Origin of the sequence: Afifella sp. YEN Y35 (assembly GCF_047553465.1) — a bacterium.
GTDB lineage: Bacteria > Pseudomonadota > Alphaproteobacteria > Rhizobiales > Afifellaceae > Afifella > Afifella aestuarii.
In genome coordinates this window covers 153,807-175,726 of record NZ_CP180203.1, presented here as the reverse complement: position 1 = coordinate 175,726, position 21,920 = coordinate 153,807, and the positions used below count along the sequence as shown (strand labels likewise).

Annotated in this window: 28 protein-coding genes; 10 read left to right on the top strand and 18 right to left on the bottom strand. The window is 60.3% G+C overall.

Annotated elements, in window-relative coordinates; translation table 11 throughout:
- Positions 1 to 137 precede the first annotated feature (137 nt).
- The 18 genes from ACK8CP_RS00840 to motA all read right to left on the bottom strand — a co-directional run bounded on the left by ACK8CP_RS00840 (position 138) and on the right by motA (position 13,455).
- On the bottom strand, positions 138 to 1,832 hold the full coding sequence (locus ACK8CP_RS00840) for a methyl-accepting chemotaxis protein (RefSeq protein ID WP_414833012.1): 1,695 nt from the start codon (positions 1,830 to 1,832) through the stop codon (positions 138 to 140).
- Positions 1,833 to 1,994: 162 nt separating this feature from the next.
- A complete protein-coding gene (gene fliP, locus ACK8CP_RS00835; protein ID WP_414833011.1) occupies positions 1,995 to 2,774 on the bottom strand; it encodes a flagellar type III secretion system pore protein FliP in 780 nt (259 codons plus the stop codon).
- A gap of 38 nt (positions 2,775 to 2,812) precedes the next feature.
- Complete coding sequence (locus tag ACK8CP_RS00830; protein ID WP_414833010.1) at positions 2,813 to 3,328, bottom strand: flagellar basal body-associated FliL family protein; 516 nt, start codon at positions 3,326 to 3,328, stop codon at positions 2,813 to 2,815.
- Positions 3,328 to 4,035, bottom strand: coding sequence for a flagellar basal body L-ring protein FlgH (gene flgH, locus ACK8CP_RS00825; protein ID WP_092810359.1), 708 nt, complete (start codon positions 4,033 to 4,035; stop codon positions 3,328 to 3,330). Before flgH ends, ACK8CP_RS00830 begins: the two co-directional genes overlap by 1 nt.
- Positions 4,032 to 4,697, bottom strand: coding sequence for a MotE family protein (locus ACK8CP_RS00820; RefSeq protein ID WP_414833009.1), 666 nt, complete (start codon positions 4,695 to 4,697; stop codon positions 4,032 to 4,034). Before ACK8CP_RS00820 ends, flgH begins: the two co-directional genes overlap by 4 nt.
- Positions 4,698 to 4,762: 65 nt before the next feature.
- Positions 4,763 to 5,932, bottom strand: a complete 1,170-nt coding sequence (gene flgI / locus ACK8CP_RS00815; protein ID WP_414833008.1) for a flagellar basal body P-ring protein FlgI — start codon at positions 5,930 to 5,932, stop codon at positions 4,763 to 4,765.
- Positions 5,929 to 6,459 carry a flagellar basal body P-ring formation chaperone FlgA gene (gene flgA / locus ACK8CP_RS00810; protein WP_414833007.1) on the bottom strand — a complete coding sequence of 177 codons (531 nt, stop codon included), beginning with the start codon at positions 6,457 to 6,459 and terminating at the stop codon, positions 5,929 to 5,931. Before flgA ends, flgI begins: the two co-directional genes overlap by 4 nt.
- 8 nt (positions 6,460 to 6,467) lie before the next feature.
- Complete coding sequence (flgG, locus tag ACK8CP_RS00805; protein WP_234628789.1) at positions 6,468 to 7,256, bottom strand: flagellar basal-body rod protein FlgG; 789 nt, start codon at positions 7,254 to 7,256, stop codon at positions 6,468 to 6,470.
- Positions 7,257 to 7,266: 10 nt separating this feature from the next.
- Positions 7,267 to 7,590 (bottom strand): flagellar hook-basal body complex protein FliE, encoded by a 324-nt coding sequence (locus tag ACK8CP_RS00800; RefSeq protein ID WP_128291212.1) that lies wholly within the window; start codon positions 7,588 to 7,590, stop codon positions 7,267 to 7,269.
- Positions 7,590 to 8,009: a flagellar basal body rod protein FlgC gene (flgC, locus tag ACK8CP_RS00795; RefSeq protein WP_234628790.1), complete on the bottom strand. Its 420-nt coding sequence runs from the start codon at positions 8,007 to 8,009 to the stop codon at positions 7,590 to 7,592. The genes ACK8CP_RS00800 and flgC overlap by 1 nt, the downstream gene beginning before the upstream one ends.
- On the bottom strand, positions 8,009 to 8,392 hold the full coding sequence (gene flgB, locus ACK8CP_RS00790) for a flagellar basal body rod protein FlgB (protein WP_234628791.1): 384 nt from the start codon (positions 8,390 to 8,392) through the stop codon (positions 8,009 to 8,011). Before flgB ends, flgC begins: the two co-directional genes overlap by 1 nt.
- A gap of 102 nt (positions 8,393 to 8,494) precedes the next feature.
- A complete protein-coding gene (locus tag ACK8CP_RS00785; RefSeq protein WP_234628792.1) occupies positions 8,495 to 8,947 on the bottom strand; it encodes a hypothetical protein in 453 nt (150 codons plus the stop codon).
- A complete protein-coding gene (gene flhB / locus ACK8CP_RS00780; protein ID WP_092810343.1) occupies positions 8,925 to 10,010 on the bottom strand; it encodes a flagellar biosynthesis protein FlhB in 1,086 nt (361 codons plus the stop codon). Before flhB ends, ACK8CP_RS00785 begins: the two co-directional genes overlap by 23 nt.
- Before the next feature lie 11 nt (positions 10,011 to 10,021).
- Entirely contained in the window at positions 10,022 to 11,050 is a 1,029-nt protein-coding gene (locus tag ACK8CP_RS00775) for a flagellar motor switch protein FliG (RefSeq protein ID WP_128291207.1), read from the bottom strand.
- A gap of 10 nt (positions 11,051 to 11,060) precedes the next feature.
- Positions 11,061 to 11,366, bottom strand: coding sequence for a flagellar motor switch protein FliN (gene fliN, locus ACK8CP_RS00770; RefSeq protein ID WP_370642383.1), 306 nt, complete (start codon positions 11,364 to 11,366; stop codon positions 11,061 to 11,063).
- A gap of 135 nt (positions 11,367 to 11,501) precedes the next feature.
- Positions 11,502 to 11,651: a hypothetical protein gene (locus ACK8CP_RS00765; RefSeq protein WP_414833006.1), complete on the bottom strand. Its 150-nt coding sequence runs from the start codon at positions 11,649 to 11,651 to the stop codon at positions 11,502 to 11,504.
- Complete coding sequence (locus tag ACK8CP_RS00760; RefSeq protein WP_414833005.1) at positions 11,632 to 12,561, bottom strand: flagellar motor switch protein FliM; 930 nt, start codon at positions 12,559 to 12,561, stop codon at positions 11,632 to 11,634. Before ACK8CP_RS00760 ends, ACK8CP_RS00765 begins: the two co-directional genes overlap by 20 nt.
- Positions 12,562 to 12,564: 3 nt before the next feature.
- Positions 12,565 to 13,455, bottom strand: coding sequence for a flagellar motor stator protein MotA (motA, locus tag ACK8CP_RS00755; RefSeq protein ID WP_414833004.1), 891 nt, complete (start codon positions 13,453 to 13,455; stop codon positions 12,565 to 12,567).
- 174 nt (positions 13,456 to 13,629) lie between these two features.
- Between motA and ACK8CP_RS00750 the strand changes: the two genes are divergently transcribed.
- The 10 genes from ACK8CP_RS00750 to fliQ all read left to right on the top strand — a co-directional run bounded on the left by ACK8CP_RS00750 (position 13,630) and on the right by fliQ (position 21,891).
- Entirely contained in the window at positions 13,630 to 14,409 is a 780-nt protein-coding gene (locus ACK8CP_RS00750; RefSeq protein WP_414833003.1) for a DUF1217 domain-containing protein, read from the top strand.
- 3 nt (positions 14,410 to 14,412) lie between these two features.
- Positions 14,413 to 15,135 (top strand): flagellar basal-body rod protein FlgF, encoded by a 723-nt coding sequence (gene flgF / locus ACK8CP_RS00745; RefSeq protein WP_414833002.1) that lies wholly within the window; start codon positions 14,413 to 14,415, stop codon positions 15,133 to 15,135.
- A gap of 41 nt (positions 15,136 to 15,176) precedes the next feature.
- A complete protein-coding gene (fliI, locus tag ACK8CP_RS00740) occupies positions 15,177 to 16,499 on the top strand; it encodes a flagellar protein export ATPase FliI (RefSeq protein WP_234628797.1) in 1,323 nt (440 codons plus the stop codon).
- Positions 16,500 to 16,573: 74 nt separating this feature from the next.
- Positions 16,574 to 17,830 (top strand): flagellar hook protein FlgE, encoded by a 1,257-nt coding sequence (locus tag ACK8CP_RS00735; RefSeq protein ID WP_234628798.1) that lies wholly within the window; start codon positions 16,574 to 16,576, stop codon positions 17,828 to 17,830.
- Between the two features lie 34 nt (positions 17,831 to 17,864).
- Positions 17,865 to 19,331, top strand: coding sequence for a flagellar hook-associated protein FlgK (gene flgK, locus ACK8CP_RS00730; RefSeq protein ID WP_414833001.1), 1,467 nt, complete (start codon positions 17,865 to 17,867; stop codon positions 19,329 to 19,331).
- A 4-nt stretch (positions 19,332 to 19,335) separates the two neighbouring features.
- Positions 19,336 to 20,376 (top strand): flagellar hook-associated family protein, encoded by a 1,041-nt coding sequence (locus tag ACK8CP_RS00725; protein ID WP_234628800.1) that lies wholly within the window; start codon positions 19,336 to 19,338, stop codon positions 20,374 to 20,376.
- A gap of 23 nt (positions 20,377 to 20,399) precedes the next feature.
- Positions 20,400 to 20,747, top strand: a complete 348-nt coding sequence (gene flaF / locus ACK8CP_RS00720; RefSeq protein WP_234628801.1) for a flagellar biosynthesis regulator FlaF — start codon at positions 20,400 to 20,402, stop codon at positions 20,745 to 20,747.
- A complete protein-coding gene (gene flbT, locus ACK8CP_RS00715) occupies positions 20,744 to 21,154 on the top strand; it encodes a flagellar biosynthesis repressor FlbT (RefSeq protein ID WP_370642339.1) in 411 nt (136 codons plus the stop codon). Before flaF ends, flbT begins: the two co-directional genes overlap by 4 nt.
- A 67-nt stretch (positions 21,155 to 21,221) precedes the next feature.
- Positions 21,222 to 21,623, top strand: a complete 402-nt coding sequence (flgD, locus tag ACK8CP_RS00710) for a flagellar hook assembly protein FlgD (RefSeq protein ID WP_234628802.1) — start codon at positions 21,222 to 21,224, stop codon at positions 21,621 to 21,623.
- A gap of 1 nt (position 21,624) precedes the next feature.
- Positions 21,625 to 21,891 carry a flagellar biosynthesis protein FliQ gene (gene fliQ / locus ACK8CP_RS00705; protein WP_128291196.1) on the top strand — a complete coding sequence of 89 codons (267 nt, stop codon included), beginning with the start codon at positions 21,625 to 21,627 and terminating at the stop codon, positions 21,889 to 21,891.
- Positions 21,892 to 21,920 lie beyond the last annotated feature (29 nt).

Below are 21,920 nucleotides of genomic sequence, written 5' to 3'. Positions count from 1 at the left end.
CAAGCTTGCGTGAAGCTTGCAGACACGCCGGTTTTTCGAACGGCTGCGCGAAAAAGTCTCTGGTCGGGCCGGCTCTAAAAACAAAAACGGCGGGGAAGCCCCCGCCGTAGAGCGTCAAAAGAAGGGTTGTCGCGCCCTCAGGCGGCACGCACCGTTGCCAGGAAGCTCTGCACTTCCTGCTTGAGGCGATGGCTTTCCTGAGACAGAGAGCGCGCCGAAGCCAGAACCTGCGAAGAGGCAGCACCCGTGGCGCCTGCACCCTCCTGCACATCGAGGATATTGGTGGCGACCTGCGCCGTGCCATGCGCCGCTTCTTGGATGTTCTCGGCGATCTCGCGGGTCGCCTCATACTGCTGCTCCGCGGCATCGGCGACCGCCGCAGATATCTCAGACATGCGTGCAATGGTCTCCGTGATGGAACGGATCGAACTCTCCGCCTCATCGGTCGCCTGCTGCATAGAGGTGATCTGGCCGACAATTTCTTCCGTCGCCTTCGCCGTCTGGGCAGCGAGCGTTTTCACTTCCATCGCCACAACTGCAAAGCCCTTGCCGGCATCGCCGGCGCGGGCTGCCTCTATGGTCGCATTGAGCGCAAGCAAATTGGTCTGCTCGGCAATCGCCGTGATCAGGTTCACGACCGCCCCCACACGACGGGCCGCATCAGCGAGATCGACCACTCGGCGATTGGCGCTGCCAGCCTGTTCGACCGCTTCGCCAGCAATCTTGGCGCTCTCCTGAACGCGACGGCTGATCTCTCCGACCGACGCACCCAATTCTTCTGAGGCAGAGGCCACGGACTGGACGTTGGACGAAGTCTGACCGGAGATGCTGACGACCGTGCTCGACAGGTTTTCAGTGCGTTCCGCCGTTTCTGTCATCGAGCCAGCAGCCGCTTCAAGTTCCGTTGCCGCAGACGACACGCCCTCGGTGACCTCGCCGACCGCATTTTCGAACATATCCGCAAGACGCTGCATTTCCTGGCGTCTCTCCGCCTCCGCCTGGCGCGATTTGTTTTCGCGCTCTTCGGCTTCAAGCCGCGCCTTCTCGATGGCCTTCTGCTTGAAAACCTCGACGGCGCGAGCGATCTCGCCGACTTCGTCACCGCGATCGAGCCCGGGCAGGACAATCTCGAAATTACCACCGGCGAGTTCGTTCATGGCCGCGGTCGTGGCGTGCATTGCCTGTGAGATACGTCTGGCAACGAAACCGCAGATTGCCGCCACGACGAGCAGCACGAGGCCACCAATCATGAGAACGGTCTTTGCCGTTGCCCATGTCTGCGCGCGCAGATCATCAATGTAGACGCCGGTTCCGATCACCCAGCCCCAGGGAGCGAACTCGTCGACATAGGAGAGCTTTGGCTGCGGCTCAGCTGAGCCGGGTTTTGGCCATTCATAGCGAACGAACCCCCGGCCCTGTTTGGCCACCAGATCGAGCATCTCAACGAAGAGATGCTTGCCGGACGGATCCGTGATCGAGGTCAGATCCGTGCCATTGAGCTCCGGCTTGATCGGATGCATCACCATGCGGGCGTTGCGATCCTTGATCCAGAAATACTCATTGTCACCATAACGTAGCGCCCCGATACGGCGAGCCGCATCCGCCTGAGCATCTTGAAGCGAGCGAGCGCCACGCGCGACCGATGCCTCTTCTTCTTTGGCGATGTCGAGCGCGAGTTCAGTTAGGTGCGAAAGCTCACGCCCCTTCTGATCTTCGAGCGCGTGACCCAGCTCAAGCAGCTGGAAACCAGAGATGGCAGAAAAACCTATAAAGCCGACAGCAAGGACCGCATAAATCTTATGTCCAAGCTTAAGACGAAGCCCTCTTTTCATTGAGTGTGCCCCCTATTGACGTTGCGTGAGCACACAAGGCTTTAGTCAGCTTGCACCGGGCTTGCGTCAGACTTCCGCTGACGTTCACGGAAATGTCAGACTGGATTGTTCAAGGTTGCGGTTAATTTTCTGGGAGGTTGGACAAGTCTGACGCTCGCGAGGTCAGAAGAAAGAACGCACCAATCCTCCGACCAAAAGATTCCATCCGTCGATCAGGACGAAAAACAGGATCTTAAAGGGCAAGGCGATGACCGCCGGCGGCATCATCATCATACCCATGGACATGACGAGCGTGGCGACGATCATGTCGATCACCAGAAATGGAAGAACAATCAAGAAACCGATTTCAAAACCACGTCGTAGCTCAGAGATCATGAAAGCGGGAATGAGAACACGCAACGGCACGGATTCCGCTTGTGTCGCCTGGGCTCCCGTCTCCGGAAGCGCGGGCTCCGTTCCCTCTTCCGCCCCAGGCTTGCTGGCGGAAAGATCGGCGAAAAGTTGGAGATCCTTCGGTCGGACCTGCGTCAGCATGAAATCGTGGAATGGATCGGTGATCCGTTCGAACGCTTCTTGTTCGGTGATTTCATTGTTTGTGAGCGGCTGAAGGCCCTCGGTCCAGGCCCGATCGAGAGTCGGCCCCATCACATAGAAGGTCATGAACAGCGACAGGCTGATCAAGACGAGATTGCCTGGCGTGCCCTGCAGGCCTAGGCCGGAGCGTAGAAACGACAGAGCGATGATGAAGCGCGTAAAGCTCGTCACCATGATGAGAAGGCCCGGCGCGATCGACAGAACCGTCAAGATAGCGACCAGCTGCACGATGCGGCCGGTCGCGGCCGCATCACCAGAAGGGATGAGGCTCTCCAGGTCGGGCACTTGTGCGTGGGCTGCAACCCCCAGGAAGGGCACCAGCAAAAGGGCGAAGAACAAGCGCTTCATCGAAACTGTCTCACAAGGCGGGAAGCCGCCATTGGTGTTTATTGAACGACCATCGTCTCGATGATCAGCTCGCTCACCTTGCCGTTGGTCCTCACGACGGCACGATCGTTGAGATCGTCGCGCAAGTGCTGCAATGCACTCGGGCCCTGGAATTGCGACAGCGGCATGGTCCGCACGAAGGCCATGATGTCCTCGCGGATCTCCCCGGCGGTCACCTCCGGGTTTTCAAGGGCGCCGTTGGGAAACACGATAGAGGTTTCGAGGCGAACCCAGACATCCGACGGATCGGCCACATTCACAACGACCGGACCGACGGGCTGCAACACCATGTCTCCGGAATAGAGCAGCTGCGGCTCATCTTCCGGCTTCTCCTTGAGCTTCTCGGTGACCGTCGCTTCGATGGCGCCGGCCAGATAGATCCCTATGCCCGCGCCAGCTCCGCCGGCAAACAGCGTGACAGCAAGCACGCCAAGAAGACCCATCAGGAAGGAGCCCTTTTTCTTGGGCGCCTCCTCACCGACATCGTCGGCCAAAGCCGCGGATGCGTCGCTCATCAGAAAGGCACCACTTTGTCGTAAATCCGCTGGCCCCAGGCCGGCTGCTGCATGTCGGAAATTCGGCCGCGGCCGCCATACGAGATGCGCGCCTCCGCGATCTTGTCATAGGAGACAGAATTATCCGTGGAGATGTCGGAAAGTCTGACGATGCCGGCGATGTTGAGCACGCGGACCTCGTTGTTGACCTTCACCTCCTGTGAACCGCTGATCATCAGATTGCCGTTGGGCAATTCCTCGGTGACCAGCGCAGCAATCGACAAACGCAGTTTTTCCGAGCGATCGATCGAGCCCTCGCCCTTGGTCGACGTCTTTGACGCAACATTGAGACCGCCGGAGCCCTCACCCGATTCCTTCTCGACGTTGAAGCCGCCGAAGCCGAGGAACCCGCCAAAGCTGAGATCGGACTTCGAATCTCGCGATCGGTCGCTTTGGTTGTCGAATTGGGCCTTGTCGTTAATCTGAATATTGACCGTGATGACGTCACCGACTTGCCTTGCCTTACGATCGGTGAAGAGGACTTGCTTGTTCCCGCTCCAGAGAGACTGGAACGTCTTCGGCTCCGGCTCGACAAAGCTGACAGGCAGAGGCTGGCGGTTCACAACGATCCCCTCGCCCACCGGGCTTAGCTCCGGTCCGGTGATGATGTTGTCGTGCGAGCAGCCGCCCATGACGAGCAGCACCGCGATTGTGCAGATCTTTTTCATCCCGGATTTTTCGCCTCATCACTCGCTCTTGCGAGCCCTGCCATTGTAGTCGTGAGCTGCGCCGCCTTGATTGGCTCCATCTCGTTCAGGATCGCGCTCGCGCTGCGAGGCTTGAGCTTGACCAGTATCGCGGCCGCAGCGGCCGGCGCCATCACAGCCATCTGCTGAGACGCTGCATCGGGGCGCATTTGCGTGAATATCGCGACGACGCTTTCCTCAGCCTTGCGCAGGAAGTCCTCGCGACGTTTCAGCCATTCTTCATATTCCGCGCGCTTCTTTTCGAGAGCTTCGATACGTCCGTTGACGTCTTCCTCGAGCTTCTTCAGAGCAGCGACCTGGCGCGCATAGCGCGCATCCGTGGCCTCGTCGGTGATGTTGCTGCAATACTGCCGCGCATTTTCCGACTGCACGGCTGCCGTGGTCTGCGCAGGCGTAGGTTTCGGCTCAGTCTGCAGAACGGAAGCCGCATTGGCATCCCCCGCGACCGCGCCGGTCGCAAGCGGTTCCGCATCCAACGGAATGGGCAGGACATTCGCTATATCCTGCGCCTGCTGTGCAGCATTCGACATCTGCGCCTTGGCGAAAGCAGGCACCAAAACCAAGGCGCTCGTTGCCAGCAGACAGGCAAGCGACTTACGAAATTCTCGGACAGGCGTGCTCATCTTCGGCTGCCTTTCTCCAGATTTTTCTCAAGGGCCGGGGCCGGTTGGGTGCCCGACAGTCCGTGCTACTGAACGACGAGTTCGCCCTGAAGCGCACCGGAAGTCTTGATAGCTTGAAGGATCGCGATGATATCGCTCGGTTTCAGCCCGATCTGGTTGAGCCCATGCACGAGGGTCTTCAAATCGGTCCCGCCGATGATGGCGAGATGACCGTCTTCCTCGGTGGCGTCGACCTGGGTCAGCGGCGTCACAACGGTCTGTCCGTCGCTGAACGGCTCCGGCTGCGACACCTGCGGCATCTCGGTCACCCGCACAGTGAGATTGCCATGGGTCAGGGCAACCTGTGAGATCTGAACATTGGAGCCGATGACGACCGTGCCGGTGCGCTGATCGACGACGACGCGCGCCGGGGTGTCCGGTGCCACTCTTAGCTGCCCGATCGCGGCCATGAAGCGAGCGGACGTGATCCCGGCGGGCCTGCGCACGGCGACACTCCTCAGATCGCGTTCGACAGCCAGCGAGCGCCCGAACTGACGGCTCGTATAGGCATTGACCGCATCAGCCATCATCGCCGCGGTTTTGAAGTCCGGGTTGTTGAGCACGAGGACAAGCTCGCCCAGGTCTTCCATCGAGCCCGGAACCTCACGTTCCACGATCGCTCCGTTCGGAATCCGGCCGACCGTCGGAACGCCCTGCGTCACAGTCTCAGCCTGCCCGCCCACGCTGAGACCAGAGACCGCAACCGGCCCCTGTGCGACGGCGTAAACCTCACCATCGCCGGCTGAGAGTGGGGTCATCAACAAGGTACCGCCCTTAAGTGAGGTTGCATCACCAATGGACGCGACATTCACGTCGATCTCACCACCGCGCCCAGCGAAGGCCGGCAGATTGGCGGTCACGGTCACACCGGCGACATTGCGGGCGCGCAGGGCCGCCCCACTCACATTGATACCAAGACGGTCGAGCATCGATTCCAAAGCCTGACCAGTGAAGGGCGAATTGCGCATGGAATCGCCCGTACCTTGCAGACCGATGACAAGGCCGTAGCCGATCAGTTGGTTCTCTCGCACACCTTGAACCGTCGTGATGTCCTTGATGCGAGCTCCGGAGGACGGATCGATACCCGCAATCTGATTGGGATCCCCGATCGGCACATTTCCGACGAGATCGGCGGCCCAGACTGTGTCGGCGGCAACGAGCGCAACAGCGCAAAGGACGGCGGCAAACCTTTTCATTGTCCCACCTTCACGCTTCCGTCCCCCTGGACGACCCCAGCAATCACCTGGCCGGAATCGACATTGCGGACGCGAATGACATCTCCGAGAGAACCCGCTTCGAGAGCGAGCACTCCGGCCGTCATCGACAGCCCTCCGGACTGATAGACCGCCCGCGTGAGCGAGCCGCGCGCGATGATTTCCGGCTCCTCTACCGCATTCGACGGGATGAGCCGTTCCGGCACGAGAGTACGTCGCGCCACTTTGCCGACGAGGGCATCGATATTGTCGACCACCGGATAGCGCGAACGCGTATTCGGCAGGAAGTTCATCTCCTTCAGCATATCCCGATCGATCACATCGCCCGGATAAACGGTGACGGACGGAACAGGCAGGAGATCGTAGGGTTGATCCTGCTGCTGCGCGGCAGCCGGAACGCTCGCCGCGAACACAAGCGCGCAGGCGACGAGAATGCGTCGGACGGGAACGACGCGCGCGAGCGCGTTCGTTGCCTTACGCCGAAGGCCGATGAAGTTCCTCCCCATCATCGGCTTGCTCAGCGAATGCCCTTGGAGACCGTGCCCGACATGTCGTCGGCTGCCTGGATCACCTTGGAGTTCATCTCATAGGCACGCTGGGCTGCGATCAGTTCGGTGATCTCTTTCACCGGATCGACGTTGGAGCCTTCCAGATATCCCTGATTGATCTTGCCGAATCCCGGATCGGTCGCAACGCCCGTGGTCGGCTGACCCGAAGCCGTCGTCTCGCGGTAGAGATTGCTGCCGAGAGGCTCAAGACCTGCGTCATTGGCGAAGTTCACAAGCGTCAGCTGTCCAAGAAGCTGCGGATTGGCTTGCCCGGCGATCGTGGCATAGACCTCTCCCGATTCGTTCACCGTGATGTCGACGGTATCAGTCGGGAAGGTCATCGCCGGCTCGACGGTGTAACCGTCGATCGTCACGAGCTCGCCGTTTGGACCTTTGTTGAACGAGCCGGCACGCGTGTAAAGCGTCTCGCCTGCCGGGTTGGTGATCTGGAACCAGCCGCCGCCGTTGATGGCGAGATCCAGCGGGTTGCCGGTCTGGCCGAGGGGTCCTTGAATATGAAGGTTGCGCACGCCGATCGTGCGTGTGCCCAGTCCAATACGGGCACCTTCCGGAACAGGGTTGCCACCGCCTGCATTCGGCACACCCGCCGTCCGCTCCGTCTGGTAGAGAAGATCGGAGAATTCGGCGCGGGCGCGCTTGAAGGAGGTCGTATTGATATTGGCGACGTTATTGGCAATGACTTCGACATTCATCTGCTGAGCAGCCATGCCGGTCGCTGCGATTGCGAGCGCTCTCATCTCAATCTCCTTAGATCTGCATCCGGCTGATTTCCTGGTAAGCAGCAACGACCTTGTCGCGGATTGCCAGAGACGCCTGCAGGGTTTGCTCGGCCGCCATCACGGCCTGAACCACGTCCTGGACAGGCATACCGCCGTTGATACCCGTGATGGCCGCGGCTTCGCCGGCCTTCAACGTGTTGAGCGCATCGCCCGAGATATTGGCGAGGACGCTGCCGAAATCGGCGCCCCCCGCCGCACCAGCGACTGAGGGCGTAGCGGCTGTCGAGCGGGTGCCGCTCAATGAGGCCGCGCTGTCGACCATGAAGGACAGCGATTGAACCGGAGAAACCATCAGCTATTCCTCAAGAGATCGATCGTGGTGGAGAACATGTTGCGCACTTGCTTCATCACCTGCAGGTTCGCTTCGTAAGACCTTGTCGTCTCGCGAAGGTCGGCCATCTCGATGATCGGATTGACGTTCGGCATCTTGACGTTGCCGTTCTCATCGGCCGCCGGGTGGCCCGGGTCATGCTCCAGACGGAACGGCGCGTTATCGACACCGAGCGCTTTCACCTTGACACTTGCGGCATCAATGGTGCGATCGAGCACACTCTCGAAAGAAACGGTCTTGCGCACGTAGGGATCGGCGCCGGGCGTCGTACCGGTCGATTGCGCATTGGCGAGGTTTTCCGCGACGATCCTGAGACGCGTCGACTGGGCTCTGAGCCCCGAGGCCGCGATCTGGGAGGCGCTGGCGAGTGGATCGATCATCAGCTCGACCTCACGCTCATCAGGAACATGCGATGGAAGGCCTTCACCAGGCTGGCATTGAGCTGAAAGGTGCGGTCGGTCGCACCGGCCTTGACCAGTTCCTGATCAACACTCACGGAATTGCCTGAGAAGCTGACATCCCAGCTCTCCTCAGGCTTGATTTTGCCGGTCCCAAGCGACGTACCGGAGGTATCGATGTGTCCCGACGCGGTCTGCGTCATCTCAAGATGCGTGGAATCCAAGATCTTGGAGAAAGGCTCGATATCCCTGGCGACGTATCCCGGTGTATTGGCATTGGCAATATTGCCAGCGATCAGCGACTGCCGGACCGACGCCCATTGCGCCTGGCGGGCAGCGAGATCAAATAAATGAACGGGCTGCAAGAGGAACCTCCCTTTCGCTCTACGCGACCCTAGCTAGACATCGAGCCTTGCCCGAAGCTGGCGTGGGAAGCGAAAGGGAATGGCGGCGGGTACCGCCTTTCGTCAGGCGTCGTTGCGGGTCAGGTCGGCGACGGCCTGACTGAAACGCTCACAGAAATTCTCCTCACCTTCTCCGTGAAAAACGATGGAGAGGATGTCGAGACCAACATAATCGGTGTTGAAGACGAGATCGAACAAGGCTGTCACCTTGTCGTGGACGAACTCCATCCGGATGGCGATGGCGAAAGCATTGTGCCAATCGAACTGCACGGCTGCCTGCCGTGCGTACCGCAAAAGTTCCGGGCGTCGCAGCATTTCAGCCGAGGAATCGACGATATCGCGGATATTGGCCTCACGCTCCGCGTAGATGTAGTAGGCCATCACGCCGGCGTTGATGAGGTAGAATTCCGCCATGAACGGCTTCAACGCCTCCGCGAGAACTTTCTCGCAGGACAGGAAGTCCTGCTCGTTCTCCGGACACCGTTCGATCACTCTACGCTGAGTGGTGATGTGCATTACTCTCACGCGAATAGATATAATGGAGGAGTTTCGCGACGGCGACATAAAACTCCGCCGGAATGAATTGGTCGACTTCCACAGCATCGTACATTGCGCGGGCCAATGGCTTGTCCTCGATGATCGGAACATTGTGCTCGGTCGCGATTTCGCGGATCTTTAGCGCCACCAAATCGGCTCCCTTTGCGAGGACCAAAGGCGCTCCACCTTCGGCACGCTCATAGCGTATAGCAATGGCGAAATGAGTCGGATTGGCGATGATGAGCGTGGCACGTGGCACTTCCGCCATCATCCGTCGCTTGGCGCGTTCACGTGCGATCGCCCGCAAGCGCCCCTTCACGATTGGGTCTCCTTCCGCCTGTTTGAATTCCTCCTTGAGCTCCTGACGTGTCATTCTGAGATCGTTGCGCCAGCGCACGCGGGACCAGACGATATCGGCGCCCACGAGCACAATAGTGGCCACACAGATGGTGGAAACAAGGCGCACGGAGATCGACAGGATCAATTGCGGAACCAGGGTCGGGTCGCTGTACATGGCGCTCATGAGGGCGTTCTGGTCCGCGTTGATGACGAGTAGGCACGTGATGCCCACGGCCGTGACTTTGAAAAGCGCTTTCAGGAACTCGACGGCGCCCTGTTTGCCGAAAATCTTCTTCCATCCAGCAGCAGGCGAGATGCGCGACCATTGCGGCCGGATGCGCTCAAGAACCAGGCTCGGCACATTCTGAAAGAGTGAAGCAGCGATACCGAAGAGCGCCAGAACGAAGATGGCCGGTAGAATGAGGCGCCCGCAATCCCAGGCGACGCGCCAAAGAAAGAGCGTCGCCTCTGTCCCGTTCGAAAGAGAAAAGCCTCCCGGATTGTCGATGAAGTGCATCAAGATAGCGCTTAGATCGCGGGCTGCGCCCTGGATCAGCAGCGTCATGATGATGAGGATCGCAAGTATCGAGGTAAAGATCGCCGCTTCACGCGAATGCGGCGTATTGCCCTTCTCCACCGCATCCGAGATCTTCTTCTCTGTCGGCTCCTCGGTTTGGCTGTCCTTGTCCGGCTTCTCCGACATAGCGAGTGCGCCTACATGACGTAGGCGTCTTCCTCATTGTCCGAATTGAGGTCGATCTCACCCTTTCCTGCCATATCGAGCGCCATGTCCGTGATGACACGGCGCGCATCCGTCACCTCACGATGCGGGGCCGGTTCACTGCTACTCAGTTCCTGCTCGACCATGCGCCGCACGCGCGAGGACAAGGAGGAAAGAATGATCTCGCGGAACTCCGCATCGGTGCCCTTGAGTGACATCACCACCTTGTCGGTCGGTGCACGGTCGAAGAGGGCAGTCCGCGCCTTCGGCGTGAGCTTCGAGATATCATCGAACGTGAACAACAGGCTCTTCAAGATCTCCGCAGATTTCGGCCGCGATTCCGACAGGCTGTTGAGCACGTCTTCCATGTGATCGCGCTCCATCTTGTTGACGATATCGGCCATCTTGGCGTGCGGATCCGCACCCTGATTGCGGGATAGGTTGGTCATGAAGTCTTCGTGTACGACGCGCTCAATGATGCGCATCGTCTCGTCCACCATCGGCTTGAAGCCGAGCATGCGGCGCATGACTTCGTTTCGGCGATCCGGCGGCAAATGCCCCATAACCTTCGCCGCACAAGTCGGCTTCACCTTCGAGAGGATAAGTGCCGCCGTCTGGGGGTGCTCCTTCAGAATGTAGGCCGCGATCAGGTTCTCCGAGACGTTGGACATGCGATCCCAGATGGAGCGGCTGGCATTGCCCATGACGTCGGCCATGATCTCGCCGATCTGATCAGGAGGCAAAACGCCTTCCAGAAGCTTTTCCACCTCTCCCGTCGTACCCACAAGCTGCGCGCCGTTCAGAAAATTGGAGGCAAACTCCTCGATCAGCTGTTCGATCTGCTGCGGCGGAACAGATTTGAGCGTCGCCACGGAGCGCGTGATGATTTTGATCTCCTCTGGATCGAAATGCTTCATCACGCGGGCAGCCGCGGGCTTGCCCATTGCCATGAGCAGTGCGGCGACACGGTCCGGCCCCTGGAGGGGCCGCGGCGCAGGCGGCTTGTTTGCGGTGGCTGCCATCTCGCCCTGCTTAGTTCGTCAGCTCGGCGCCAGCCGGACCAACGATCTCGGTCAGGGACACACCAAAGCGGGAATTGTCGTCTTCGACGACCACCACTTCGCCACGTGCAATGACGCGACCGTTGACCACCACTTCGACCGGTTCGCCGACGCGGTGATCGAGCGGCACGATAGCTCCTCGGCCAAGCTTCATGAGATTGGCAACGGGCATACGCGCAGAGCCGAGCACGACCTGCATCAGCACGGGAATCCGCATGACGGATTCCAGATTGCGGCCGGTGCCAAAAGTCTCGCCCTGCCCTGCCGACACCTCCACGGTGAAATCATCCTCGTGCGTGGAAGTCTCGTTCAGTTTTTCCTGCATATCCTTCAAAGGATCTCCAGACATGAAAACGCTCCTCTCGATTCAATCCTGCAGGCCCTCACACATGCGGCGATGGACCAGCCCCCTTCAGCGCCGGCGCCCCAGTTCCCTGGTGCGCGAGCCCTTCACCCTGGCCACAGCTTCTTCACGTCGGTTGCGAAGCTGCAAAGCAACAGCAGCCGCGCTCGCTCCCGCGAAGGCCGCCAGGATCGCCAGGTCAGTTAGAAAGAAGGTCATTGATGAACTCCTTCTCGGGATCAAAGACCTCTTCCACACGGAGCTTGTACGAGCCTTCCGTCTGGCCGAGCTGACACCAGAAAAGCGGTTGCTCATTCGCCTCGAGTTTGACGCGGCTTGCGGGCGTTGCCTGCAACTCCAAAATCTGGCCCACTTTAAAATGAGCGACTTCGTCCAGCATGATGCTGCGTTCTTCCAGCACGGCGCGGAGAGGCACACTCGCCTTCTTCACCTCGGTGCGAATTTGGCGCGACCAATTCGGATCACCGGCATTCGATTCGCCGGAGATCACGCGTGACAACACCTGCCGCATCGGCGTCAGAGCCGATTGCGGGATGATCACGAACATCTCACCGCCGCGTCCGAGCGCCTGCAGCAGAAACTTCGCCGCGACCGCCATGTTGTTGCGCCGCCCGATGACGGCGAAGTCCATGCGGGTTTCCTGACGTTCAAATTTGAACGGAGTGTCTGAGACGAGGGCGAAAGACGCCTGCAGCGCTTTGCCCGCCTGCTCGAACAGCATCTGCGCGATGCGGTTTTCGATCGTGGAGAAATTCCGCTCGTCGTCGAAAGGCGGTTCCGAGCCATCGGCTCCAAAAAGCACTTCGACCATCGAGAAGATGAAATCGCGATCGAAGCCGACGATGATGTGATTGTCCCAGGCCGGCGCATGAAAGATACCGGCGACGGCGTTCGCCTCATACATCTCAAGGATGTCGCCGATACGCCCACTCTCCACATGGCTCAGGGAGTAATAGGCCTGAGATGCGGCCAGTGTGCGCAGACTGTCGGCGCAGAAGGTCGCCATGCGGTCGAAAATGATCTGCAGCATCGGCAGCTTGTCGACCGACAGACCTGCCGCATCGAGCAGCATGTCACGGATATCAGTGCCTTTTTGTGCTTCGGACATGGATCAGGCCGCCTGCTGCATGGGAGCTGCCGATGAGCTCGGAGTGTTGGAAATCGCCTCGTTTTCGACCTCGTCGATGGTCGGGCGCTCTTTGGAAGAAATCGTCTTGCGGCCATGCTCGAGCGCGACCTGAGGCAGCGCACCATTCATGAAGGCAATCAGCGTCTGCTTGACGATGACAAACGGCTGACACTGCTTTTCACGCAGAATCTTGATCTTGCCCGCGACCGGAGAAAGCACCGCGTAGGATAGGAAGATACCGACGAACGTGCCGATCAGCGCCGAGGCGATGTAGTGGCCGAGAATCTCCGGCGACTGATCGATGGCGCCCATCGCCTTCACGATCCCGAGGACCGCGGCGCAAATACCGATCGCAGGAAGCGCTTCGGCGACGGTGCCCAGAGCACTAGCCGACTTCAGCTTGTGCTTTTTGATCGTCGAGATCTCCTGCTCCATCAGCGCCTCGATCTCGTGCGAGCGCGCATTGCCGATAATGATCAGACGGACGTAGTCGCAGATGTACGCGGTGAGCTCTTTGTCCTTCAGGATCGTCGGAAAGTGCTGAAAGAGCACCGAATTGGCCGGATCGTCGATATGCGCTTCGACCTCATTGCGAGGACGTGTCCTGAGATCCCGCATCAAGGCAAAAAGGAGACTCAAAATGCCAAGATAGTCGTTCCGCTTCGGGGCCGTGCCCTTCATCGCTTCAAAAATGCCCGCACCGGCATCTTTGATGATCGCCATCGGGTTGGCGATGATGAAAGTGCCAAGAGCGATACCAACGATGATGACGTATTCGAAGGGCTGCCAGATGACGCCCACATGGCCGCCCATTGCCATGAAGCCGCCGAGCATCGAGCCGATGCCGATCACCAAGCCGAGTAGGATAGCCAAGAGCCTGCTCCATGAAGTGGTTTCGTTCGCAGCCCTCACTGTTCGATTTGGCTTGCGTGAAGCTGGAGCGCTCGGCAGCGCAGGCCGCAGCGCCGCAAGGCCGGCAACGGCAGGAGAAAGCCAGTTTCGCGCAAGCTTGGCGACCTAGAGCCTCATCTCGATTGTGAGGCCGCAATGATCTCGACATCTATCAGCTATCAGCGCATCTCCGGCGACATGGACAAGTCTCTGAGCCGAGTCTCCAGCGACCGGATCGTGACGCGCGAAACCAATTACTATCTCGCCAATATCGGCACGATCAAATCGCTCGACGAGTTCTTCGACAACGATCGCGTTTACAAATACGCGATGAAGGCCTTCGGCCTTGAAGATATGGCATATGCCAAGGGCTTAATTCGCAAGGTCCTGGAAGAGGGCGTGAGCGATCCGAAGAGCTTCGCCAATCGCATGTCGGACGATCGCTTCGTGGAATTGGCAACCGTCTTCAACTTTGCAGAGAACGGCGAAACGACCACCGCCGCGAAAGAGGCGCAGCAGGGCGTCGTCGATCTCTATACCCGCCAGACGCTCGAAGAGAGGGCCGGTGACGACAACGAAGGCGTCCGGCTCGCATTGTATTTCGAGCGTGCCGCTCCTGAGGTGAAGTCGGCTTACGGTCTTCTCGCTGATGATGCGCTGTGGGCCGTGATCAAAACGACCTTCGGCTTTCCCGCAGAAATGGCCAACGCGGCTATCGACAAACAGGCCAAGGCCGTCGAGCAGCGGATGGACATCGCTGATCTGAAGGATCCGGAAAAACTCGCCAAGCTCATTCAGCGTTTCACCATCATGTGGGACGCAACGGAAAACGTGACGGCGGATCCGATCCTCAATCTCTTTTCCAACAGCCGTTCGACATCGGTCAGCGCCGATCTCCTCCTGACTTTGAACCAGCTGAAGCACGGCGGAACCTGAGACATGCCGACAAGCACCTACGTCGCACTCTCCGCACAGGTGGCGCTCGACCGCCGCCTGACGACGGTCGCCAACAACGTCGCCAACATGAACACGGCGGGCTTTCGCGCGGAAGAGGTGAAATTCGACGCTGTGATGACGCGGACAGGTCCCGAGAAGGTCGCCTTCTCGTCACCCGGCGACACCTATATTTCGCGCAGTCCCGGCTCCGTCTCCTATACCGGCAACTCCCTCGACGTTGCCGTGCAGGGAGATGGATGGCTTGCGCTTTCGACCCCAGACGGCACGGTCTACACGCGCGACGGCCGTCTGCAGATGACCGCAACCGGCGAGCTCCTGAGCGCCGCCGGCTATCCGGTTCTCGATCCGGGCGAAGCGGGCATTCTTCTCGATCCGCGGGGCGGCGAGGTCTCCATCGCTGGGGACGGGACCATTTCCCAAGGCGGCAACCAGGTTGGCGCGATCGGACTCTTCTCGATTCCCGAGACCGCCAAGCTCAGCCGCTATGAAAACTCGGGCGTGATCCCGAACGAAGCGGCCCAGCCCGTCGAGGATATGACCGTCAACGGCCTGCGTCAGGGCTACGTCGAAGGCGCCAACGTCAATCCGATCTCCGAGATCAGTAAGCTGATCATGCTGCAACGCGCCTTCGACAGCGCGGCTTCCGCCGTGGAGAAGAGCGAGTCCACGCTGCAAGAGGCAATCCGCTCGCTCGGCCCGTCCTGATCCATCAGGAAACAGAAGATCCGACATCAGGGGATGGCTGAATGACCGCTCTCGCGCGTCTCAAATCCGTGATCGACAGTGCCGCGGTCGAAATCCCGCCCGTGCGCGTGGGCGGCCTCGTGACGGAGGTGGCGCCGACTTACTGTCGCGTCGCCGGTCTTTCCCCATTCGTGCGGCTCGGCGAGCGGGTGCGTTTCTCTTGGGACAAGATGAACGCGCTTGGCGAAGTTGTCCGCATCGACGGGCGTGACGTGATCGTCAAACCTTTCGAGACGCGGATGCCCTTCGGCATAGGCACCGAGGCGCATCGTATCGGTGCGATCGGACTGGCCCCACGCGACGAATGGAAAGGCCGCGTCATCAACGCCATGGGCGAACCGGTCGACGGGCTTGGTCCCCTCGCCCACGGTCACCGCATGATGAATGTGGACGCCGAACCCCCTCCCGCCATGACCCGTGCACGCTTGCACCGCCCCCTGACGACGGGCGTGCGCGCAATCGATATCTTCACGCCGATCTGCGAAGGGCAACGCATCGGCATTTTTGCCGGCTCTGGCGTCGGCAAGTCCACGCTTCTGTCGATGATCGCGCATTCGCACGGCTTCGACACGGTCGTCGTGGCGTTGGTCGGCGAGCGCGGCCGCGAAGTGCGGGAATTCATCGAAGGCGCGCTCAACGGCAATCGCGCCCGCGCAGTCACGGTCGTGGCGACCGGCGACGAAGGCCCCATGATGCGCCGTCTCGCCCCGCTTTCGGCCATGGCGATCGCCGAATATTTTCGCGACCAGGGCGATTCCGTTCTGCTCATCGTCGATTCCGTCACGCGTTACGCGCATGCGGCGCGCGACATCGCTCTCGCCGCAGGCGAACCAGCGGTGGCGCGGGGCTATGCGCCCAGCGTGTTTTCCGATCTGCCAAAACTCTTGGAGCGCGCGGGCCCCGGCGAGGAAGGAGCCGGATCGATCACCGGCATCTTCGCCGTCCTGATCGACGGTGACGACCATAACGATCCCGTGGCCGATGCCATCCGCGGCACGCTCGACGGCCATATCGTTCTCGATCGCTCCATTGCCGATCAAGGCCGCTATCCGGCCATCAACGTGCTCGGATCGATTTCGCGACTGGCACAGATCGTTTGGACGTCCGACCAGCGCGAGTTGGTGCGCAAGCTTCGGACCTTGATCTCTCGTTTCGAAGACACTCGCGATTTGAGGCTCATGGGCGGCTACCACCAGGGTGCCGATGCTGAGCTCGACCGGGCCGTTCAACTCGTGCCGCGCGTCTATGATGCGCTGCGTCAGGACCCCTCGAGCCCACTCGCCCAGGACGCCTTCGCAGACCTCGCTGTCTTGTTGCGTCAGTAGGCGCCGCCGACAGCTTCACGCAAGCTCACCGGGCCAAACAGGCCACACAAGGGTTGAGGAAAAGGATTAAGCTGATGAGCCTCTATGGGATGCTCCGCACCGGCGTTTCGGGCATGAATGCCCAATCGAACCTGCTTGGCACGGTCTCCGACAACATCGCCAACAGCGGTACGATCGGTTACAAGCGCGCTGACACCCAGTTCTCATCGCTGCTCCTGAACAGCGGCAAAGGCAGTTACAATCCGGGTGCGGTGAAGACGGATATCCGTCATGCCATCAGCGATCGCGGACCACTGACCTACACGACGTCGAACACCGACCTCGCCGTCCAGGGCAACGGCTTCTTCGTGGTCAACGACCCGAACGGCAATCCATATCTGACCCGGGCAGGCGCTTTCACCCTCGACGGCAACACCGGCAATCTCGTCAACACAGCCGGCTTTACGCTGATGGGTTACGATATCAGCGGTGGCGATCCGAGTGTTGTCCTGAACGGACTCACGGGACTTCAGCCCGTGAATTTCGGCGGCATGAACATGACCGCCAATCCGACCACCAGCGGCGTCTTCAAGGTCAATCTGCCCGATAGCGCAGAGGTCGTGACAGGCAACCTGCCGTCTGCCAATGCGGCGGACTCAGCCTATACCGCCAAGTCGTCCATTACCGTCTTCGACAAGGTCGGCAACGAAGTGACGCTCGACATCTACATGTCGAAGACGAGCGACAGCCCGGTGGAATGGGAATACACGGTCTACGATCACGCCGGCGCTACCGACGGTGGCTTTCCTTACGCATCAGCCGCGTTGTCGACCCAAACGGTCACCTTCGATGACGCCGGGGCCCTGACGAGCACACCTGCTGAAATCGCACTGACGGTGCCGGGCGGCGAAGCGATCACGCTCGATCTCACTGGCACCACCCATCTTGCCGCCGAGTACATACCGATGACGGCGACCGTCAACGGCAATGCGCCGGCGACGATCAAGGATGTGACGATCTCTGAGGACGGAACAGTCTACGCCAATTACACCAATGGCGCGATGACCCCGGCCTTCCGCCTGCCGCTCGCCGACGTGCCGAGCCCGGACAAGCTCGAAGCCCTGTCGGGCAACGTTTTTTCGGTGACGCTGGAATCGGGCGCGATCGAGGTCGGCTTCCCGACGGAAGGATCACGCGGCGCGATCGTCTCCGGAGCCCTGGAGCAATCGAATGTCGACATGGCCTCCGAGCTTACCGACATGATCGTCGCCCAGCGGGATTATTCGGCCAATTCCAAGGTGTTCCAGACAGGCTCAGAGCTTCTGGACGTCCTGATGAACCTCAAGCGTTAATCGCGTCCTCTCCCACTGAAAGGGCAGTTTAGCCATGAGCCTTCAGGCCGCGCTGACAACGGCGCGTTCCTCCTTGCAGGCAACCGCGGCACAGATTTCCGTCTCTGCCAAGAATGTCTCCGGGGCGGGCGACCCGACCTATTCACGCAAGCTGGCGCCGTCTGTGACGACGCCCGACGGCGCCGTGCGCGTCGTGACAACGACCCGCGCGACAGACCGCGCGCTCTATACCACCATGCTCGGCGCGACATCGCGCGCCGCGAGCGAAGATGCTCTCGTCGCCGGTCTCAACCGGCTGTCGGCAACGATCGGCGATCCAGAATCGGAGTATTCGCCGGCAGCACAGCTCAGCCAGCTGCAAATCACGCTGCAGGAATATGCCAACAGACCGGACGATTCCATTCTCTCGCAGAATGTGGTGACCCGTGCCAACGCGCTGACGACGAAGCTCCATTCGGCCGCTGAGACGATCGCCGAGGTCCGTCAGGACGCCGATGCCGATATCGCCAACGCGGTCAGCAACCTCAACAGCCTTCTCGACAAGTTCGAGACGCTGAACAACCTCGTCGTCCAGGGCTCGTTCGCGGGGGCCGACGTCACCGACCCCCTCGACAAGCGCGATGCCGTGCTCGCCCAGATCTCCGAACAGATGGGCGTCTCGGTCGTCACGCGCGCCAACAACGACATGGTGCTCTATACCGATAGCGGCGCCACCTTGTTCGAAACGACGGCCCGGAGCGTCACCTTCGCCGCCTCACCTGCCCTGACGGCTGGCACGCCCGGCAATGCGGTCTTCGTCGACGGCGTTCCGGTGACTGGTCCGAACGCCACAATGCCGCTTCACGGCGGCGCGCTCGTCGGTTTGACGACACTGCGCGACGACGTCGCCCTTACCTATCAAAACCAGCTCGACGAAGCTGCCCGCGGCCTCATCGAGGTGTTTGCGGAATCCGATCAGACGGGTGGCGGAGCCCCCGATCAAGCCGGGCTGTTCACCTATCCTGGCGGTCCAGGAGTTCTGGCAAGCGGCACGGCAGTATCCGGCCTCGCCGCCTCGATTACCGTCAACGCGGCCATTGATCCCTTGCAGGGCGGAACGCTGTCGCGGTTGCGTGACGGTGGCGTCAACGGGGCGACCTACGCTTACAATTCAACCGGGGCAGCCGCCTTCTCCGACCGGCTCGACGCGCTCGTGACCGGTATGGGCACGGCACGCAGCTTCGATCCTGCAACGCAGCTCGAAGACAGCCAGAGCCTGATCGATTTCACCACGTCCTCCTCCGGCTGGCTGGAGGGCAGGCGCCAGGCGGCGACCGCCGAGGTGGAATACCAGAACACACTCGTTGCTCACAGTTCCGACGCGCTTTCCAACGCGACGGGGGTCAATCTCGACGACGAATATGCACTGCAGCTGCAGCTCGAACAAAGCTACGCCGCATCCGCCAAGGTTCTGTCGGTGATCAACGAGCTTTTCGACACTCTGCTCATGAACGCGCGCTGACGCCATGAAAACGACCTTCGTCTCCACGTACGCTCTCGCCAACAACCTGCGTTCGAGCGTTCCGCGCATGCAGTCCGAGCTCGCAAAGGCGGGCGTCGAGATGGCAACGAGTCGGCACGCCGATGTCGGATTGACGCTCGGCTATTCGACGGCTCGAACCTTGTCGTTCCGCCACGATTTTACGCAGGCGGAATCCTTCATCGCGACCAACGGCCTTCTTTCGTCTCAGCTGCAACGCACCCAAATCTCAATGGATGGGATCGCGGACACGGCGAACAAGACCCTCGCGGTCTTCGTGTCGGTATCAGATCCCTATGTTGCCTCCGAGGAGTTTCAGGCTTCAGCGAAAGCCGCACTCTCCGGGCTCATTTCGCTCGGCAACACGGCCGCTGACGGGCAGTACCTCTTTTCCGGGATCAACACCGGCGCCGCACCTTTCAACGATTATGATGCCGGAGGGCCGAAGGCCGCGGTCGATGGTGCTTTCGCCACCTTCTTCGGCTTTTCGCAGAGCGATCCCGCGGTTGCGAATATCACCGCGAGCGACATGGAGACCTTCCTCAACGGCGACTTCGCGGCACTATTCGACGACCCCTCATGGGGGACCGTCTGGTCGAACGCCTCCGACACCAACATTACGAGCCGGATCTCTCCTCACGAGGAGCTGACCACCTCCGTGAACGGCAACACGCAAGCTCTGCGCAACCTCGCCATGGCCTATACGATGGTAGCCGAGCTCGGAACGACAGAACTTGGACCGGAGACCATCCAGGTCGTCGTCGACAAGGCCCGTGAGCTGATCGGCGGTGCTCTGCCTCAGCTCACCGACATGCAAAGCGCGATTGGCTTCACACAGCAGCGTGTGACAGCGGCGACCGAGAGGATGACAGCCGAAAAGGATCTCATCTCCAAGGGTATTCAGTCACTGGAGAATGTCGATCCGGCCGAAGCGAAAGTTCGCTTCGATACGCTCACGACACAGATCGAGATGTCCTACGCACTGACAACTCAGATCATGAACTTGAGCATTTTGAAGTACGCCTGATTCAGGCGTGGGTGGAGGTTCAAATGTACAAATTCTCTTACGCGGAGATCCTCGACGATTCCGGCGGGGAATCGCGCGCTCGCGAGCAGATGGCGCTCGACCACGCGCTGGAGCTTCTGCACGTTGCCGAGATCCGTGGCTCGGGCAGCCCCGAAGCCGCCGAGGCTCTTGGCTATGTCAACAAGCTCTGGAACTTCATGATCCGCGACCTCGCCAGCCCGCAAAATGGGCTTGGCCAGGAGCTTCGCCGGGATCTCATCTCCGTGGGACTTTGGATCATCCGCGAGGCGGAAAACGTCCTCGTCGATCCCTCGCGCAACTTCGCCGCGCTCATCGAGGTCAACCAGACGATCCGGGACGGTCTCAAATGACCATGCGGATCTCGCTCCGACCCGGGCAGAGATTGTTCTTGAATGGAGCTGTGATCCGCGTTGACCGCAAGGTCACGTTTACGCTCCTCAATGACGCGACCTTCCTGCTCGATAACCACATTCTTCAGGCTCACGAGACGACGACGCCGCTACGGCAGCTCTATTTCGTGATCCAGACGATGCTGATCGACCCTGACGGGGCGGCGGCAGCCCGTCGCCTCTTCGACGACATGCATATGCGCTTGAAGACGACCTTCAAGAACGATGCGATCTTGAAGGATCTGGAAGGGGTTGCAGGGCTCGTCAAAGGCGGTCGCAGCTTCGAGGCACTGCGCACACTGCGCAACCTCTTCGAAGCGGAAAGCCGCATCCTGGAGAGCTCCGAGCAGTCAGCCCGCGCCGCCTGAAGCGGCCCGCACGAGCGAGAGCAGCCCCGCTTTTCAGCAGGGCTCAGCGAACATCTGGAGATCTGACATGACTTCCACCTCTGGCGTGGGCGCAGGCACGACTGCGGCCGCAAACAGCAATACGAACAACCCCGGCTCCACGGTCGACTACGACACCTTCCTGAAGCTCCTGGTCACCCAGCTGAAGAACCAGGACCCGACCTCGCCCATGGAAACCACCCAGTACATGGCGCAGCTCGCAAGCTTCTCGCAGGTCGAGCAGACGATTCAGACCAACAACAAGCTCGACGAGATCTTGACCTCTTCGGCCATCGGCCAGGCCAACGAACTCATCGGACGCACCGTGACCTCCCCTGACGGCAGCACCACGGGCACCGTCGCCTCTGTGCGCATCACCTCCAATGGCCTCGTCGCCAACCTGGATGACGGCACGGAGATGCTGATCGGCGCCGGCGTGACAGTCGCCTGAGATGAACGAAGCCGACGCCTTTGAGGTCGTCCGCCAGGCGATCTGGACAATCATCATAGCGGCCGGACCAGCGGTCGGCGCGGCCATGCTCGTTGGCATTGGCATCGCGCTTTTCCAGGCGCTCACACAGATTCAGGAAGTCACGCTGACCTTCATTCCGAAGATCATTGTCATCCTGCTCATGACCGCGATCAGCGCGCCCTTCATCGGCGCTCAGATTTTCGCCTTCACCAACGAAGTTTACGGGCGCATTGCCACCGGCTTTTAGCGCGCGTTCTCACGACGGACCATATCCGG